This window comes from Rothia sp. L_38 (assembly GCF_050689125.1).
Classification (GTDB): Bacteria; Actinomycetota; Actinomycetes; order Actinomycetales; family Micrococcaceae; genus Rothia.
The window spans coordinates 63,084-76,921 of record NZ_JBOEQD010000013.1 but is presented as its reverse complement, the minus strand read 5'-3'; the positions used below and the strand labels follow the sequence as shown (position 1 = coordinate 76,921).

Below are 13,838 nucleotides of genomic sequence, written 5' to 3'. Positions count from 1 at the left end.
GTCTACGCCTGGTAATTATTGCCAGATAGTATGCCTACTTGGTAATCTTGTAGGTAACACCTTCTGCTTCTCAAGGTCGAGATAGGAGCCAACCCATGCTTGAAGTAACCGGTGCAGAAATCGCGATTCTGCTACTTTATCTGGCCCTGCTGGTGCTCTTTTTTGTAGTGCTCCTGGGGTTCCATAAGAAAAATAAGACCGAAATTCGAGTGATTCGTAAGCGCTTGGGCCTGGGTGAGAATGCCACAGGTAACACCGACAAGGGAGCCTAACCATGACTGTACTTGCTACTAATCCGCTGGTGCCCACTGCTGGGGAGGCCGTTCTTTCTGTAATTGGCCTGGCCTACCTGGTCTTCATGCTGGTTTTCCTGGTCTTTCTGGTCAACGTGCTACTGACCTGGCACCGCAAGAACAAGCTGCGCATCATCGAGCTGGAGTTCGAAGAACGCGCCATTGACAACCGCAAGGCTGCCCGCCGTATGGCAGGCCCTGAGGCTTAGCCCCGAGCCGAAATCAAGGACGCCCCGCCCTACCTTCCGTGGAGAAGACGGGGTGGGGCGTCCTACTCGTAGTGGTACCTCACCGCAGCAATGCGCACAGAGTTGCCCACGATTTTGTAGACCAGTCGGTGTTCTTCAGTAATTCTGCGTGACCAGTAGCCGGAGAGGTTGTTGCGCAGGGCCTCAGGCTTGCCAATACCTTCGTTACCGTTGCGTTGGATATCTTTGAGTAGGGTATTGATTCTTTTGAGAACCTTGCGATCTTGCCTCTGCCACCATAGGTAATCTTCCCAGGCCTGACTGCTCCAGATAAGTTCCATGCCGCTGCCTAGTCTTCGAGAAGTGCCTGGCTGGATCCACCGCCTGCTTCAAGTTCGTCAATTGAATCTAGCAGCCGACGAGCATTGGCAGGAGAACGTAAGAGGTGAGCGGTTTCTTTGAGCGATTCGTATTCGGCAAGTGAAAGAATGACGGCAGGTTCGCGCCCTGCCCTGGTGATGACGACTTCTTCAAGGTCTTCTACTGCGATATCGAGTACCTGGGCGTAGTTGGCGCGGGACTCGGTGTAGGTCATAGTTTTCATCAAAACCTCCTGTACAGAAAACTGTACTCACAGCAGGAGATGGGTGCAAGACGCTACATGCTATTTATAGGTGTAGCCCCAAAAACCTTTACCTAACAGGTGTAAAAATAAAATTATCTGGACCTAAATTTTTGAACTATCTAGGCATTAATTATGATGGAGGTAACTGTTGCCTGAATATGCCCTAGTAGGCACACTACCTTAGAGGATGCAACTATGATCGCTACTCTTTTCGACCGTAACTTCACTCAGAATGAGCTGAGCAAATTCTCTCGTGTCTGGTCGGAGAAGCTAAGGGAAGTTGAAGAATCTGGTGGCGGTGCAACTGAGAAGCAGTACACCCAGCAATTTTGGATTGGTTTGCTCAAGTGCTTTGGTATATCTGATGAGCGTACCCTCTTGTTTGAGCGTGAGGCTAAGCGTGCATCAACTCAGAACCGTGGCTGGATCGATGTTTTCTGGCCGGGCATGTTCTTAGTGGAGCAGAAATCGGTTAATAAGCCTTTGGAGGCTGCTGCGCTTCAAGCTGATGATTATCTGAGTGGTGGGTCAATTTCTGACCATGAGTGGCCGCAGTATGTGATTTCCTGCAATTTCAAGAGCTTTGTGCTCACCAATTCTAAGACGAATGAGACCTGGTCTTTTACTCTGGATGAGCTGCCAGAGTTCGTAGATCAGTTGAAATTTATCGCTGGCCAGGAAGCTATCGATAAGCACGAAGAGGAAGAAGCTACGATTCAGGCCTCTAAGATTATGGCACGTCTGTACCAGTCTTTGGTCGGTGAGGACGCGGACGCTCCAGTGGGGGAGGATGCCCCCGAGAGCGCTGGCCAGGAAGACCCAGCTGTAGAACGGGCATCGATTTTTCTAACACGTGTTTTGTTCTTACTGTTCGGTGATGATGCAGGTCTTTGGGAGAATGACCTTTTCTACCGCTTTATTGAAGAACGGACACAGTCGGATGGATCTGATTTGGGGGTACAGATTGCAGGTCTATTTGATTATCTGAATACGCCTGAGCAACAACGGGCACGGGTACAGAAGAATGTTCCTGATCTGGTGCAGCGGTTCCCTTATGTAAATGGTGGGCTCTTCGCTGAGCGTACCCCTGTGGAGTATTTTAATGCTGAAATGCGGGCTGCCTTGCTTGATGCTTGTCGTTTTCGATGGACTCGTATTTCAACAGCGATCTTTGGGTCTATGTTCCAGCTGGTGAAGTCACGGGAGGCCCGTCGTGCCGCTGGTGAACATTACACTGCTGAGGTAGATATTCTGAAGACTATCGGCCCTCTCTTCCTGGATGAACTGAGAGCTGAAGCTGATCGTTTGATTGCTTCGAAGTCGACTAGCAGGGCATCTTTTGCTCGTTTCTTGGATTCTTTGACTGAGATGCGTTTTGTTGATCCGGCGTGTGGCTCTGGAAATTTCTTGCAGGTTGCTTATGCCAAACTGCGTGAGATTGAGACTGACGTTTTAGCTGAGATGAACCGCCGTGAGGGTGGGGAGATCCAGCTGCTAGGTACTTTGGGTACACGCTTATCGATTGAACAGTTCCATGGCTTTGAGATTAATTGGTGGCCCTCGCGCATTGCTGAGGTAGCTATGTTTTTGACAGAGTTCCAGGCTGACCAATACTTGGCTTCGAAGGTCGGTGATGCTCCGGTTCGTCTCCCAATTGCTACTACCGCTCAGATTGTTCATGCGGACGCGCTCGCCCTAGACTGGCGGGCAGAGGTTCCGGAGACTCGGGGTAAGACCTTTATTTTCGGGAACCCGCCATTTATTGGTCAGTGGACCAAGGCTAAGGGGCAGACCGAGGCGATGAAGCGGGTTTGGGGCAAAGACTACGATGGTTACCTGGATTTTGTGACGGCTTGGTTCAAGAAGTCCTCAGATTTCTTTACGGGCGCTGATGTGCCATCATCCTCCGAGAGAGAGAGAGAGAGAGAGAGAGAGAGAGAGAGAGAGAGACGGGGAATTTGCCTTCGTTTCAACCAATTCTATTTCTCAGGGGCAGGCCGTGCCTGCGCTTTTCGGCCCGCTGTTTCGGGACGGGTGGCGCATCAAGTTTGCCTACCACACTTTCCCCTGGAACTCGGAAGCACCAGGTAAGGCCGCTGTGCACTGCGTAATTACCGGCTACACCCGCGACGTTGCGGCCCGACAGCGGCTCTTTGAGTATGACTGGACGGCGAAGACCCACCAAGAGCTCAAGGTCAAGACCGGCATCAACGCCTACCTGCTGGACGCCGCGAACGTGCTCATCACGAAGATGTCGAAGCCGCTGAGTCCTGAGTTACCTGAAGCAAGATTTGGTACCAAACCAGCAGACAACGGTAATTTAATCGTTGAAGCTTCAGATATCCAAGAAGCTCTTCGAGATAGCTCAGCAGCTAAATACTTAAGAAAATATCGTATGGGCCGTGAATTGGTGCGGGGTTTAGAACGTTGGTGCCTGTGGCTAGAAGATGTAGATCCTGCTGATATCGAAAATAGCTCTTTTCTTAAGAACCGTATCGAGCAAAATCGTATCTGGAGAAGCCAACAGACTCCGAGTGGGGATGCCTATAAATTGCGGAACATACCCCACCTTATGCGGCCGAATAAGAACCGTCCCTTGACTGACTATGTGGGTATTCCACGTGTAGTCTCCGAGAACCGGTTATTTTACACAGCAGATTTATTAGAAGCAGAAACCATCGCTGGCGATAAGGTCTATACAGCTGAAGACCCGGATGGTTTCCTTTTCGCTATTATCAGCTCTTCAATGTTTATGACCTGGCAACGTGCTATCGGAGGCCGATTGAAGTCTGATTTAAGTTTCTCCAACACTATTGTTTGGAATAATCTTCCCTTGCCTGCTGTGGAACCGAAATTGCGCCAGCAGATTATTGAGGCGGGTAGGGGTGTGCTGGCTGCGCGTGAGGCTATTGCTGAGCGTGCTGGCGGTACACGTTCGTTGGCGGATATGTATAACCCGTTGGCGATGGATAAGGGTCTCCTGGACGCCCATAAGAAGTTGGACCGTCTGGTAGATAAAGCCTTCGGCGCCCCGAAGCTCTGCGCGTCAGAAATTCAACGGCTTGAACTACTTTTTGCCAATTATCAGAAACTTTAGGAAAGCTAAATGGGGAAAGAATATCTAGATGAATTAGACTACTACGCATCTCGAATTTCAAAACTCAGAAATAAGAAATATGAATACTATGTGGTTACCAGAATAATTCATCAATTGGATGATCCGGAAATTGAATTTAGAACTCAACAGTATGTAAAGGTTGGTGGGAATTATCGACTCATTGATCTTTATTTCCCTCAGTTTAAAATTGCGGTTGAGGTGGATGAATTAGGGCATATTGGTACTGAGGAAGAAGACAAGGCTCGTGAAAAAGAAATTTTTGAAGTTCTTCAAAGTAATTTCCATAGAGTCAGTGTAAATGAAAATAGGTCACTTGTTGCAATGAATCTGCGGATTCAAGAGATTATTGATGAGATCCGGCAAGCTAAAAAGATTCAAGAAGAGTCGGGAACCTTTAAAAAATTTGAATTTAACGCCTTTTACGATGTGGATGCTTGGCTGGAGCTTGGGGAGCTATCTGTTCACGATAATGCTAGGTTCCGCAAACATACTGATGCTTTGAGACTTGTAGGTAAGAATTACAGAGGACATCAATCAGCAACTGCGACTCTTGCTTATCCTAAAGGAACCCAGGGTGCTGCCCATGAGTTTATTGCCTGGTTTCCCAAACTTTATGCAAACAAAAACTGGAATAATCAGCTGGTTAATGATGGTAAACGTATTGAAGCACACACTACTGACCAGTCCCCTTATGTTTACAGAACACATGAAGACACATTTGTTGTGTTTTCACACTATCGAGATGAACTTAATCAGACTTACTATAAGTTCCAAGGTGTGTTTGACGCAGTTCCTGAGGAGAGTAGTGAAAATATATTAGTTTATATCCGAGTGGCTGACAAGATATACTTTGCTGATGGTGAATGGTGGTTTTAGAGTAAAATAATAGTTTATATTTCTAGATTTGCATAAAAGTAAATATATATTGTTTTTAACTATTTATTATCGGGAGAAGTTTTGAGTATTTTTGATTTAGAAAAAGCAAAAGAAGAGAATTATCAAATACTAGTAAAACAAATTAAAGATAATTATCAAGATCATGATTTTAATTTATCACAGTTACTAAAAAAGTTTTTGGTAGTTCCTAAAGAGAATAAGGCTATAAAAAATTATGATTTTAAAGAGCTGTCAATTCAAGGTATTCGTTCATTTGGAGAAGAACAAAATATTAATTTTTCAAGCGGCTTAACCTTAATATACGCACCAAATGGTACAGGGAAAACAAGTTTTGTTGATGCACTTGAACTGCTTTCTGAAGGAGAAACTAGCCGAAAAAAATCACATAATACTGAGAGCGAAGTTAAAGATAAGAACTATATTCCTCACAAGCTAGCGGATGGAAGAAAATCAGATATACAACCTAGGGTCAGTCTAAAAGTCCGAAATCATGGCGATGAAAATGATGTCTTATATACTTGGGCAGACTTTTCAGAAAATAGATTTTCTGAGGCTCTGGATATTAGTATCATTGCTCGCAGGAATATGAGAAATGTAATTACAGATAAGCCCTCTGATAGGCTTAAATTACTTAGTGGTCCATTAGGAATAAGCGATTGGTTGGAACAATGGAGTTACTTTTCTAATGAGATTTCTAATGAACATAAAAATCTTCCCCAAGATTCAAGTGAGCTGCTCAATGTCTCAAGTTATCTACGGGAACAAGACCTAGAATTTGATATTATAGATCTTCAACATATTCATGAAAAAATAAGACAATGGATAGCGAGCAAACCAATCAATGATAATGAATTAAAAATTCCTAGTGATTTAGGTAACTGGGAATCTAATTTTCCCGTTTTAATGCATGATTTTGAAGTGCTTGTTGGGAAAAAGCCACAATTTAATCATGAATCTCAGAGCGAGAAATACCTAGATTTTATCGAAAAGTTTCTTGAAATTAGCCACGAAGGAATGCCTTGCCCCGGATGCGGAAAAATTGACCTAGAACAGTCAAGAATCGATGAACTAAAAAGTCTAATTGAAAAAGAAAAAGAATATTCTCAGTGGAGTAGCGATTACAAGCAACTTGTCAGTAATATTCATAAGGAAATAAATCGTTTAATTTTATGTAATGGTATAGTGAACTTCGGTAACTTGTCTAATGCTGAATCTGAAGTTACTTCTAGAATTATATCAGTAGCTAATAAATTAAACGAAGGATATGAGAAGTTTTTAGATTATAAAGATGATCCTGAATTAACTTTAGAGAAACTGCAGGAAATAACAGATATTTTAGTCTCTCAGAAAAAATATTTTAATAAACTAACACAATTAATAGATGACTACAAAGTTCAGCGTGATAATTTTTCGCATCTGAGTGTTGTCGAGAAGGGATATATTAAATTTATTAAAGATAACGATTTATCGGTTTCTCAAAGTATTTATAATATTTTTCAATTAGATAAACTGAGGGAAATATTTTCGAATGCGTCCTTTGAAATTGATCAAAAAATTCAAAAGGAAGTTAGCGATAGAATTATTTCTTTTTCGGATTCTATAAATCAGTGGATGGAAAACCTAGCACCTGCAAATACACCTGCAGTTAAAATTAATGTAAAAGGTATTTCAGGTAGATCGGCTGCCCAATTACAGTTTATGGTTGACTTGCCAGGTTCAACAAATACGCATGCAATCGGATATCTATCTGATGCGCAAATGGATATGTTAAGCCTGGCAATATACTTCTCACGAATACAGGCTGAGAACCCAGGTTCGCTGATAGTGTTAGATGATCCTAGTGATATGTTGGACGGTTCAACAAGAAAAATATTTGTTGATAAGGGAATTGGGACATTTTTTCAAGATCCTTCATCTCATAATCAAATTGTTATTCTTACTCATGATGATGCCCTTGTTAAGGATTTATGGGATTTCTCAAAAAATAACAATGTAAATATTTTCCAATACAATATGGAAACAATTTCTTCTCAAGTAATTAGTGGAAAAGTGTATAAAGAAGATAGACATACTGTGTTTGTTCCTAGGAATTTTAAGGGTGCTTTATTGAGAATGGAGAATTTTCTAGCGGAAAATCCTTGTAATGATAATAATAAATATCGCCTTTGGTATAGGGCGGCTTTTGCGTCGCAGGTAAGAGTAGCCTTGGAGATGTATGTTAAACAATTATCACAAATTATTTCCTCTGAAGGTGCAGGGATAATCAATGAACCTTCGAATCAATCTGCAGAGATTCAACGGTTATGTAATCAAATTAACCGATCATTAAATGAGCTTAAGGCAGAAGTCTGTGGACATGGAGCCCATATTCCACAAAAGAAAAAAATTGATAATTTGTCTGATTTATTATCAGGGCAGTTCAATGCATATCTAAATCCTGGATCTCATGCAGATGTTATTCTTCCCGATTCTAACGTTTCAAAGTTAATTTTTGAAGAACTTAAAAAATTGTCTAAAGATATTGACTTTGATGATTCTATAGACATCGGAAATGAATTGCTGAAAAATAAGATTGGTGTTTTTCTATATGAAATGAAGCAGTGCAAAGAAGGGGATTGCAAATATTCTAGCTCTTCTTAGAGGATATTGGATTTTATTTAAAATGAATGAGGAGGTGGGGGAGTGGTTCTTTGGAGACTTTTGAATTCTAATAAAAAGCATTTGATTTCAAAACTATGAGGGTTATTCAAAAGTCTCTTAGGTGGCTTCAGAGGCGGCAATGGTGAAGAACCTTCTTGCCTGCCTTGCAGCGGATTCTGCGCCCTTATGAGTGCTCGCTTGCTCGCACCCGGGCACTTCATCCAGCCCGTTCACCTTCCTGCCGCCTCCCTCAGCCATATGACTTTTGCATAAGCTTCATTGATATATCTGGCTCTATCGATAGTCGTTCTTGGGTTCATCGGCATGTTTGTGGGGATGATTTTCGCCTATGTGGTATCTCAAGAGAATTGAGCAACTGAGACATGGCAGGGACATGCAGAGAACTAACATTCAAGTATGTGGGCTAGATAGAGCGCATATGAGAACCTGATCTCTCGGCTCAGGTGGGAAGCAAACGTTTGGTATGAATTACTCCCCGAGCTTCCCATCCGTGGCTCTTCTCGCTTCATAATTCATGTATGGATGACATCTTCCGCCATCGTCTTGAAGGCAGGGGAAGTCGTTTATCTGTCGTGTGCGGATTAATATCCTTGAACTACAGCTTAGAGGCAGTAGGCTCTTCTCAATTTGGGTCGCGTTTCTGCCAGACAGCGCCGAAAATCTCATCCGCTTTGTTAACAAGATAAAGGATAATAGAAAACCTTATTTGAGTGAAACTTAGGTAGCCAATGATTAATGGCGCAATTTGTGCCGAGGTTTCCATGAGAATCAATTACCCGCTAAACTCGCGGCGTCCTGCCCTCTTCGCAAACGCATCAAGAGACGCCAGAACGGCGGGAGACGTCCACACCTTCTGCCCGCGCACCTTCTTTTCAACCCGCAAAATCTTAGTCTCAACCAGCGCATCTACCAGACGATAAGCTGTAGCTTTCGAAACCCCAGCATGCTGTTCCAACATGCTTGCCGTAAAAGCAGGCTCCGCACACACAAACCGTGCCAGCAACCTCACAGGCTCAGTAACACGAGAACGAGACGCCAAAATCTCCGCCTCAACACCCTCCAAGTCAGCGGCCAATAAGCGCGCATTCTCAAGTGCCGCATCCACCGACCTCACAAAGCACTCAAGTATCGGGACCACATCACCCTCACGGTAGGCCGTCAGAGCCTCAACATAATCACCAATATCGTGTAATAGACCGCTCGAAATGGGCACCGTGACATTCCTTGTCACTCCACGAGCGCGCAGAACCGATGAGACCAAAGCTCTACCTGTTCTGCCGTTACCATCCGTAAACGGGTGAATCGTCTCAAACTGGGCATGTGCAATTGCCGCCTGCAGGGTCGGATCAATATCCTGCCTGGCTGAAAAAGCCACCAGGTCATCAATGAGCGCCGGAACCTGCTCCCACTCCGGGCCAACATAATGAGCTGTCACCGGAGACTGGCCACCAATCCACACCCATTCCTGCCGAAAGGTTCCAGCATCAGCCTGAACGCCCTGTGTTAGTTCTCGATGCATTGTCAAGATTGCGGCGCTATCAAGATGTTCTGCTAAATCAATAGCGGCTTTCATAGCCGTTACATTGCGAGCAACTAACTCGGCGTTGCCGCCCACTTCAGCACCCAATGAAGCCAGCGATAGCTTGCGCGCATTAACCGTAAGATTCTCGATCTGAGAGCTGGTCGCTGACTCACCACGAAGCAGAACTGCCGCAAAAGGAAAATGGGAGAGCTGTGAAAACTCCTGGTCAAAACGAGTCATTCGGGCTGTCGCTTCAGCAACAAGAGCTGAAATCTCAGGTGGAACAGAAACCTGTCGCTCGGCGATAAACGGAACAACAGCTGCCCTGAAGCCACCGCGGTTTCTTAGTTGTGACCGGTGAGAAGCCAACGGATCACGATGATTCCACTGATGCTCTGCATATGTGAGCTTTGGCCAAGATAAACTCATGAGAAACCAGCCTTACTTCGGGATGCTTATTGAGCAAATATACCCGAATTTTCTCGATAAGTGACTTATTGAGAAAATCCGCCGAAATTGTCTCAATAAGAACACCAGCCAGGACGCCACCGTCATAACACTTACATGCAACAGCACAAAGCAAAGCACCGTCTACCGCAACTGCGAGTTTTTCTAGCGTAGCGAGAAACTGTCTGAGCTTGAGCGGTAGACGGTGCGAAGCATAACCAGGTGTTTTAGAAGTAGTAGGGGTAGTTCTCCCAGTTGGGGTCGCGCTTCTCTAGGAAGGCGTCGCGACCCTCGACAGCCTCATCGGTCATGTAGGCCATGCGGGTGGCCTCACCGGCGAAGACCTGCTGGCCGACCATGCCGTCGTCCGGCAGGTTGAAAGCGAACTTGAGCATACGAATCGCTTGCGGTGACTGGCGGGCAATGTGGGCCGCGTACTCCAGCCCCTTGGTTTCCAGCTCAGCGTGGGGTACCACGTCATTGACTGCGCCCATCTCGTACATGCGCTTGGCATCGTACTCCTTGGCCAGGAAGAAAATCTCGCGGGCAAACTTCTGACCCACCTGGCGGGCCAGCAGGGCTGAGCCGTAGCCGGCGTCAAAGGATCCCACGGTCGCATCGGTCTGCTTGAACTTGCCGTACTCTTCTGAGGCGATCGTCAGGTCAGCAACCACATGCAGGGAGTGGCCGCCACCGGCTGCCCAGCCCGACACCAGGGCGATAACCACCTTGGGCATGGTGCGAATCAGACGTTGCACCTCCAGGATGTGCAGGCGGCCTGCGCGGGCCGGGTCGATGGAGTCGCGGGTCTCACCCTCGGCGTAGCGGTAGCCGTCGCGGCCGCGAATACGCTGGTCGCCGCCGGAGCAGAAGGCCCAGCCGCCGTCCTTGGCTGAGGGGCCGTTGCCGGTCAGCAGTACGGTACCCACGTTGGAGGTCATGCGGGCGTGATCTAGCACCCGGTAGAGCTCATCGACGGTGTGGGGGCGGAAGGCGTTACGTACCTCGGGCCGGTCAAAGGCGATGCGGACGGTTGGTAGGTCGCGCAGAATCTCACCGGCCTCGTTGCGTTCTACCTGGCGGTGGTAGGTGATGTCGGTCAGCTCTTCAAAGCCCTCGACCAGGCGCCACTGGCGGGGGTCAAAAATATCAGAAACTTTGGCAGGAAGTTCGTTAGTCATAGCCACCAGTCTACCCAGGGCGCCCCCGCCGCTGGCTCCTTGTGCGTAACCGAAAACTTCATCTGCGCGTTCAAAGAACACGCACATGAAGCTTTCGGTTACATTCAGCAGAGATTTGCCGCCATTCAGCGGAAGAAAGGACGGACGCCGCCCCCAGCTTCCTGCATGAGGGGCAGGGGAGCGGGGTGCGGCGTCCTGATAAAAGAAGAACCTTGGCTGGCGGTTCTAGCGGAAACTAGCTTAGCGGGAGAGCTCCACTGCGCGGTCGAACTCTTCGTTGATTTCGCGGGCGGTGGCGGAGTCACCCTTGTAGGTGGCAACCGACACCAGGTAGGCAAAGAGCAGGTTGACCAGGAAGCCGGGCACGATCTCGTACATGTAACCCGAGAGCACCTCGTTGTAGCCCCAGACGAAGACGGTGATGGTGCCTGCCACCATACCCGCTACGGCGCCAAGTGCGGTGAGCTTGCGCCAGTAGAGGGAGAGAATCACGATGGGGCCGAAGGCTGCGCCGAAGCCAGCCCAAGCGAAGGAGACCAGGGAGAGCACAGAGGAGTCGGGGTTCCAGGCCAGCAGGCCTGCGATAACAGAGACAACCAGCACGCCCGCGCGGCCTAGCCAGAGGCCCTTGGCGTCTGAGAGTTCCTTGCCGCCGCTGGTGAGCTTGTAGAGGTCTTCAGCCAGGGCAGATGAGCAGACAATCAGCTGGGAAGAAAGGGTCGACATAATAGCCGCCAGCACTGCTGCCAGTACGAACCCGGCCAGCAGGGGGTGGAGCAGAATCTGGGACATATCCAGGAAGACTGACTCAGCATTGGTGGTGTCGGTCAGAGTGGCTTCGGGGTGGCGGGCAAAGTAGGCGATACCGATGAGACCGGCGCTCATGGCACCGACCAGGGTGGCAATCATCCAGGTGATGCCGATGCGGCGGCCGGCGGTGGCGTCCTGGGCTGAGCGCAGGCCCATAAAGCGCACGATGATGTGGGGCTGGCCGAAGTAGCCCAGACCCCAGGCAGCTGAGGAAAGAATGCCCAGCACGGTGGTGCCCGCAAAGAGGGAGAGGGCGGTGGGGTTGACGGACTCGATGGTGCTCTCAAGGCCGGAGAAGCCGCCGACGTAAACCAGGGCCATGATTGGCAGAACAATCAGAGCGGTGAGCATGAGCAGGCCCTGGACGACGTCGGTGTAGGTTGCACCCAGGAAGCCGCCGAAGAGGGTGTAGGCGACGGTGATGCCGGCGACCAGCAGCATGCCGGTGTGGTAGTTACCGCCGAAGGAGGACTGGAAGAAGACGCCACCGGCCACCATGCCGGAAGAGACGTAGAAGGTGAAGAAAATTAGGATGACCAGGGCGGCAAAAATGCGGATGATACCGCGGGGGTCGCGCAGGCGGTTGTGGAAGAAGGAGGGGACGGTCACCGAGTTACGGGAGACCTCGGTGTAGGCGCGCAGGCGGGGGGCCACGAACTTCCAGTTGAGCCAGGCACCGGCAGTTAGGCCGATGGCAATCCAGGCTTCAGCCAGGCCGGTGATGTAGAGGGCACCGGGTAGACCCATGAGGAGCCAGCCCGACATGTCCGAGGCACCCGCTGAGAGAGCCGCCGCAGTGGGGGAGAGGGAGCGCCCGCCGAGCACATAGTCGTCGAGGTTGTTGTTCTTGGACTTGGCCCAGATGCCGATGCCGACCATGGCGGCGAAGTAGATAGCCAGGGCTATCAGCTGGTAGGTGGTGTTGCTCATGAGCTCCCCTTGGGTTGTAGGCGAGGGCGTGCGGGCTGGGGTGGGTGCGTCGGCGCACCTTCCCTTATATGCAGTTTCTCTAAAGTATCTTGTTTAGATTACTTGAGGTATTTGCTGAGGCACACGTTTTGGTCTGTGCGTTAGCTTACACCCTGAGGGTCTGGGTGACACTATCTCGCCGCCTGAAGCTATTTAGAATCTTCGTATAAAAACGGTGAGCTTTTCTTAAGAGTGCTTCTGCGAGCGTGGATCTATCACGGGTAGGGCCGATGTATGCAGCGTTACCGCGATGGCTGACCTGTTGGTGCGCCAGACGATGTAGGCGCCGGAGGCGGCGATGAGCACAATGCCCAGGTAAGACCAGGCCGAGAGCACCTCACCCAGCATGAAGGTACCCACGATAGCCCCTACCACGGGGTCGATGGAGAAGAGCACCCCGATGACGGCGGCGCTGGTCAGCTGCCCGGCGATGTTATCGGCAGAATAGGCCAGGGCTACGCCCACGATGGCGGAGAGCGCCAGCTTGAACCAGGCGTCCGCGTCCAGCCCCGCCATAGCGGGCACTGACAGGGGAAGCTGGATGAGCGCCGAAAAAGCCAACGACATGGTGGTGCCGCGCAGGCCGCTGGTCGCGGCGGACGCTGAACCCATGCGGGCCGAGAAGATGGTGTAGCCGGCCATTGAGGCGGCTGACCCGAGGGCCCAGATAAAGCCGATAGGGTGGGCGTCCCCCGCGAGGGTAGGCCCGGCAATCATCACGACCCCGGCCAGAGCGAAAAAGGCGATGAGTCCGTCGCGCAGACGCCGCACACCGAGCAGGGCCACCACAAAGGCACCCAGATATTCAAAGGTCACCGCTACACCCAAAGGAATATGGTGCACCGCGTTGTAGAAGCAGACGCTCATCAGGGTCAGCACCAGCCCGTAGACCAGCACCTGAGGAAGGTCCCGCCCCCGCAGGGCAAGGGGGTTAGGGCGCACCAGCGCCCACAGAACCACAGCGGCAATCAGGGCACGCAGGGCGGCGACCTGGGTGGGGCCAACGCTGGCAAAGAGCACCGAGACAATCGCAGCTGAAATCTGAATACCCAGGGAGCCAGTGAGGATCAGAAGCAGGGCAGCGGTGCCCCGGCGTTCGGCCGGTATGCGGTCAGCGAGGTTCACAG

The 13,838-nt window shown here is 49.4% G+C and carries 11 protein-coding genes and 1 pseudogene; 6 read left to right on the top strand and 6 right to left on the bottom strand.

The genetic code is table 11. The features are described from left to right. Positions 1 to 95 precede the first annotated feature (95 nt). Positions 96 to 272 carry a hypothetical protein gene (locus ACRCJM_RS10290; RefSeq protein ID WP_237184993.1) on the top strand — a complete coding sequence of 59 codons (177 nt, stop codon included), beginning with the start codon at positions 96 to 98 and terminating at the stop codon, positions 270 to 272. Positions 273 to 274: 2 nt separating this feature from the next. After that, a complete protein-coding gene (locus ACRCJM_RS10285; protein WP_237199593.1) occupies positions 275 to 502 on the top strand; it encodes a hypothetical protein in 228 nt (75 codons plus the stop codon). A gap of 62 nt (positions 503 to 564) precedes the next feature. Here ACRCJM_RS10285 and ACRCJM_RS10280 read toward each other — a convergent pair whose 3' ends face one another. Beyond that, positions 565 to 822 (bottom strand): Txe/YoeB family addiction module toxin, encoded by a 258-nt coding sequence (locus ACRCJM_RS10280; RefSeq protein ID WP_185174195.1) that lies wholly within the window; start codon positions 820 to 822, stop codon positions 565 to 567. Between the two features lie 8 nt (positions 823 to 830). After that, positions 831 to 1,085: a type II toxin-antitoxin system Phd/YefM family antitoxin gene (locus tag ACRCJM_RS10275; protein ID WP_083090784.1), complete on the bottom strand. Its 255-nt coding sequence runs from the start codon at positions 1,083 to 1,085 to the stop codon at positions 831 to 833. 216 nt (positions 1,086 to 1,301) lie between these two features. Here ACRCJM_RS10275 and ACRCJM_RS10270 point away from each other — a divergent pair. The 4 genes and pseudogenes from ACRCJM_RS10270 to ACRCJM_RS10255 all read left to right on the top strand — a co-directional run. After that, positions 1,302 to 2,933: pseudogene (locus ACRCJM_RS10270) on the top strand (DNA methyltransferase); the annotation flags it as partial. Positions 2,934 to 2,997: 64 nt separating this feature from the next. Beyond that, a complete protein-coding gene (locus ACRCJM_RS10265; RefSeq protein WP_431464825.1) occupies positions 2,998 to 4,203 on the top strand; it encodes a type IIL restriction-modification enzyme MmeI in 1,206 nt (401 codons plus the stop codon). A 9-nt stretch (positions 4,204 to 4,212) separates the two neighbouring features. Then, a complete protein-coding gene (locus ACRCJM_RS10260; RefSeq protein WP_431464824.1) occupies positions 4,213 to 5,100 on the top strand; it encodes an AbaSI family restriction endonuclease in 888 nt (295 codons plus the stop codon). Between the two features lie 81 nt (positions 5,101 to 5,181). Then, positions 5,182 to 7,761, top strand: coding sequence for an AAA family ATPase (locus ACRCJM_RS10255; protein ID WP_431464823.1), 2,580 nt, complete (start codon positions 5,182 to 5,184; stop codon positions 7,759 to 7,761). A gap of 793 nt (positions 7,762 to 8,554) precedes the next feature. Here ACRCJM_RS10255 and ACRCJM_RS10250 read toward each other — a convergent pair. From ACRCJM_RS10250 to ACRCJM_RS10235, 4 genes are all read right to left on the bottom strand, one after another. Next, complete coding sequence (locus ACRCJM_RS10250; protein ID WP_431464822.1) at positions 8,555 to 9,544, bottom strand: Fic family protein; 990 nt, start codon at positions 9,542 to 9,544, stop codon at positions 8,555 to 8,557. 434 nt (positions 9,545 to 9,978) lie between these two features. Then, positions 9,979 to 10,932: a 1,4-dihydroxy-2-naphthoyl-CoA synthase gene (locus ACRCJM_RS10245; RefSeq protein ID WP_431464821.1), complete on the bottom strand. Its 954-nt coding sequence runs from the start codon at positions 10,930 to 10,932 to the stop codon at positions 9,979 to 9,981. A 240-nt stretch (positions 10,933 to 11,172) separates the two neighbouring features. Continuing rightward, positions 11,173 to 12,672, bottom strand: a complete 1,500-nt coding sequence (putP, locus tag ACRCJM_RS10240; protein ID WP_431464820.1) for a sodium/proline symporter PutP — start codon at positions 12,670 to 12,672, stop codon at positions 11,173 to 11,175. Positions 12,673 to 12,897: 225 nt separating this feature from the next. Next, positions 12,898 to 13,836 (bottom strand): EamA family transporter, encoded by a 939-nt coding sequence (locus tag ACRCJM_RS10235; protein WP_431464819.1) that lies wholly within the window; start codon positions 13,834 to 13,836, stop codon positions 12,898 to 12,900. Positions 13,837 to 13,838: the final 2 nt, after the last annotated feature.

Bases quoted from the DNA above. Each gene is read 5' to 3' on its own strand.
- ACRCJM_RS10290 (WP_237184993.1), top strand. From the start codon at position 96: ATGCTTGAAGTAACCGGTGCAGAAATCGCGATTCTGCTACTTTATCTG.
- ACRCJM_RS10285 (WP_237199593.1), top strand. From the start codon at position 275: ATGACTGTACTTGCTACTAATCCGCTGGTGCCCACTGCTGGGGAGGCC.
- ACRCJM_RS10280 (WP_185174195.1), bottom strand. From the start codon at position 822: ATGGAACTTATCTGGAGCAGTCAGGCCTGGGAAGATTACCTATGGTGG.
- ACRCJM_RS10275 (WP_083090784.1), bottom strand. From the start codon at position 1,085: ATGAAAACTATGACCTACACCGAGTCCCGCGCCAACTACGCCCAGGTA.
- ACRCJM_RS10265 (WP_431464825.1), top strand. From the start codon at position 2,998: ATGTGCCATCATCCTCCGAGAGAGAGAGAGAGAGAGAGAGAGAGAGAG.
- ACRCJM_RS10260 (WP_431464824.1), top strand. From the start codon at position 4,213: ATGGGGAAAGAATATCTAGATGAATTAGACTACTACGCATCTCGAATT.
- ACRCJM_RS10250 (WP_431464822.1), bottom strand. From the start codon at position 9,544: ATGACTCGTTTTGACCAGGAGTTTTCACAGCTCTCCCATTTTCCTTTT.
- ACRCJM_RS10245 (WP_431464821.1), bottom strand. From the start codon at position 10,932: ATGACTAACGAACTTCCTGCCAAAGTTTCTGATATTTTTGACCCCCGC.
- putP (WP_431464820.1), bottom strand. From the start codon at position 12,672: ATGAGCAACACCACCTACCAGCTGATAGCCCTGGCTATCTACTTCGCC.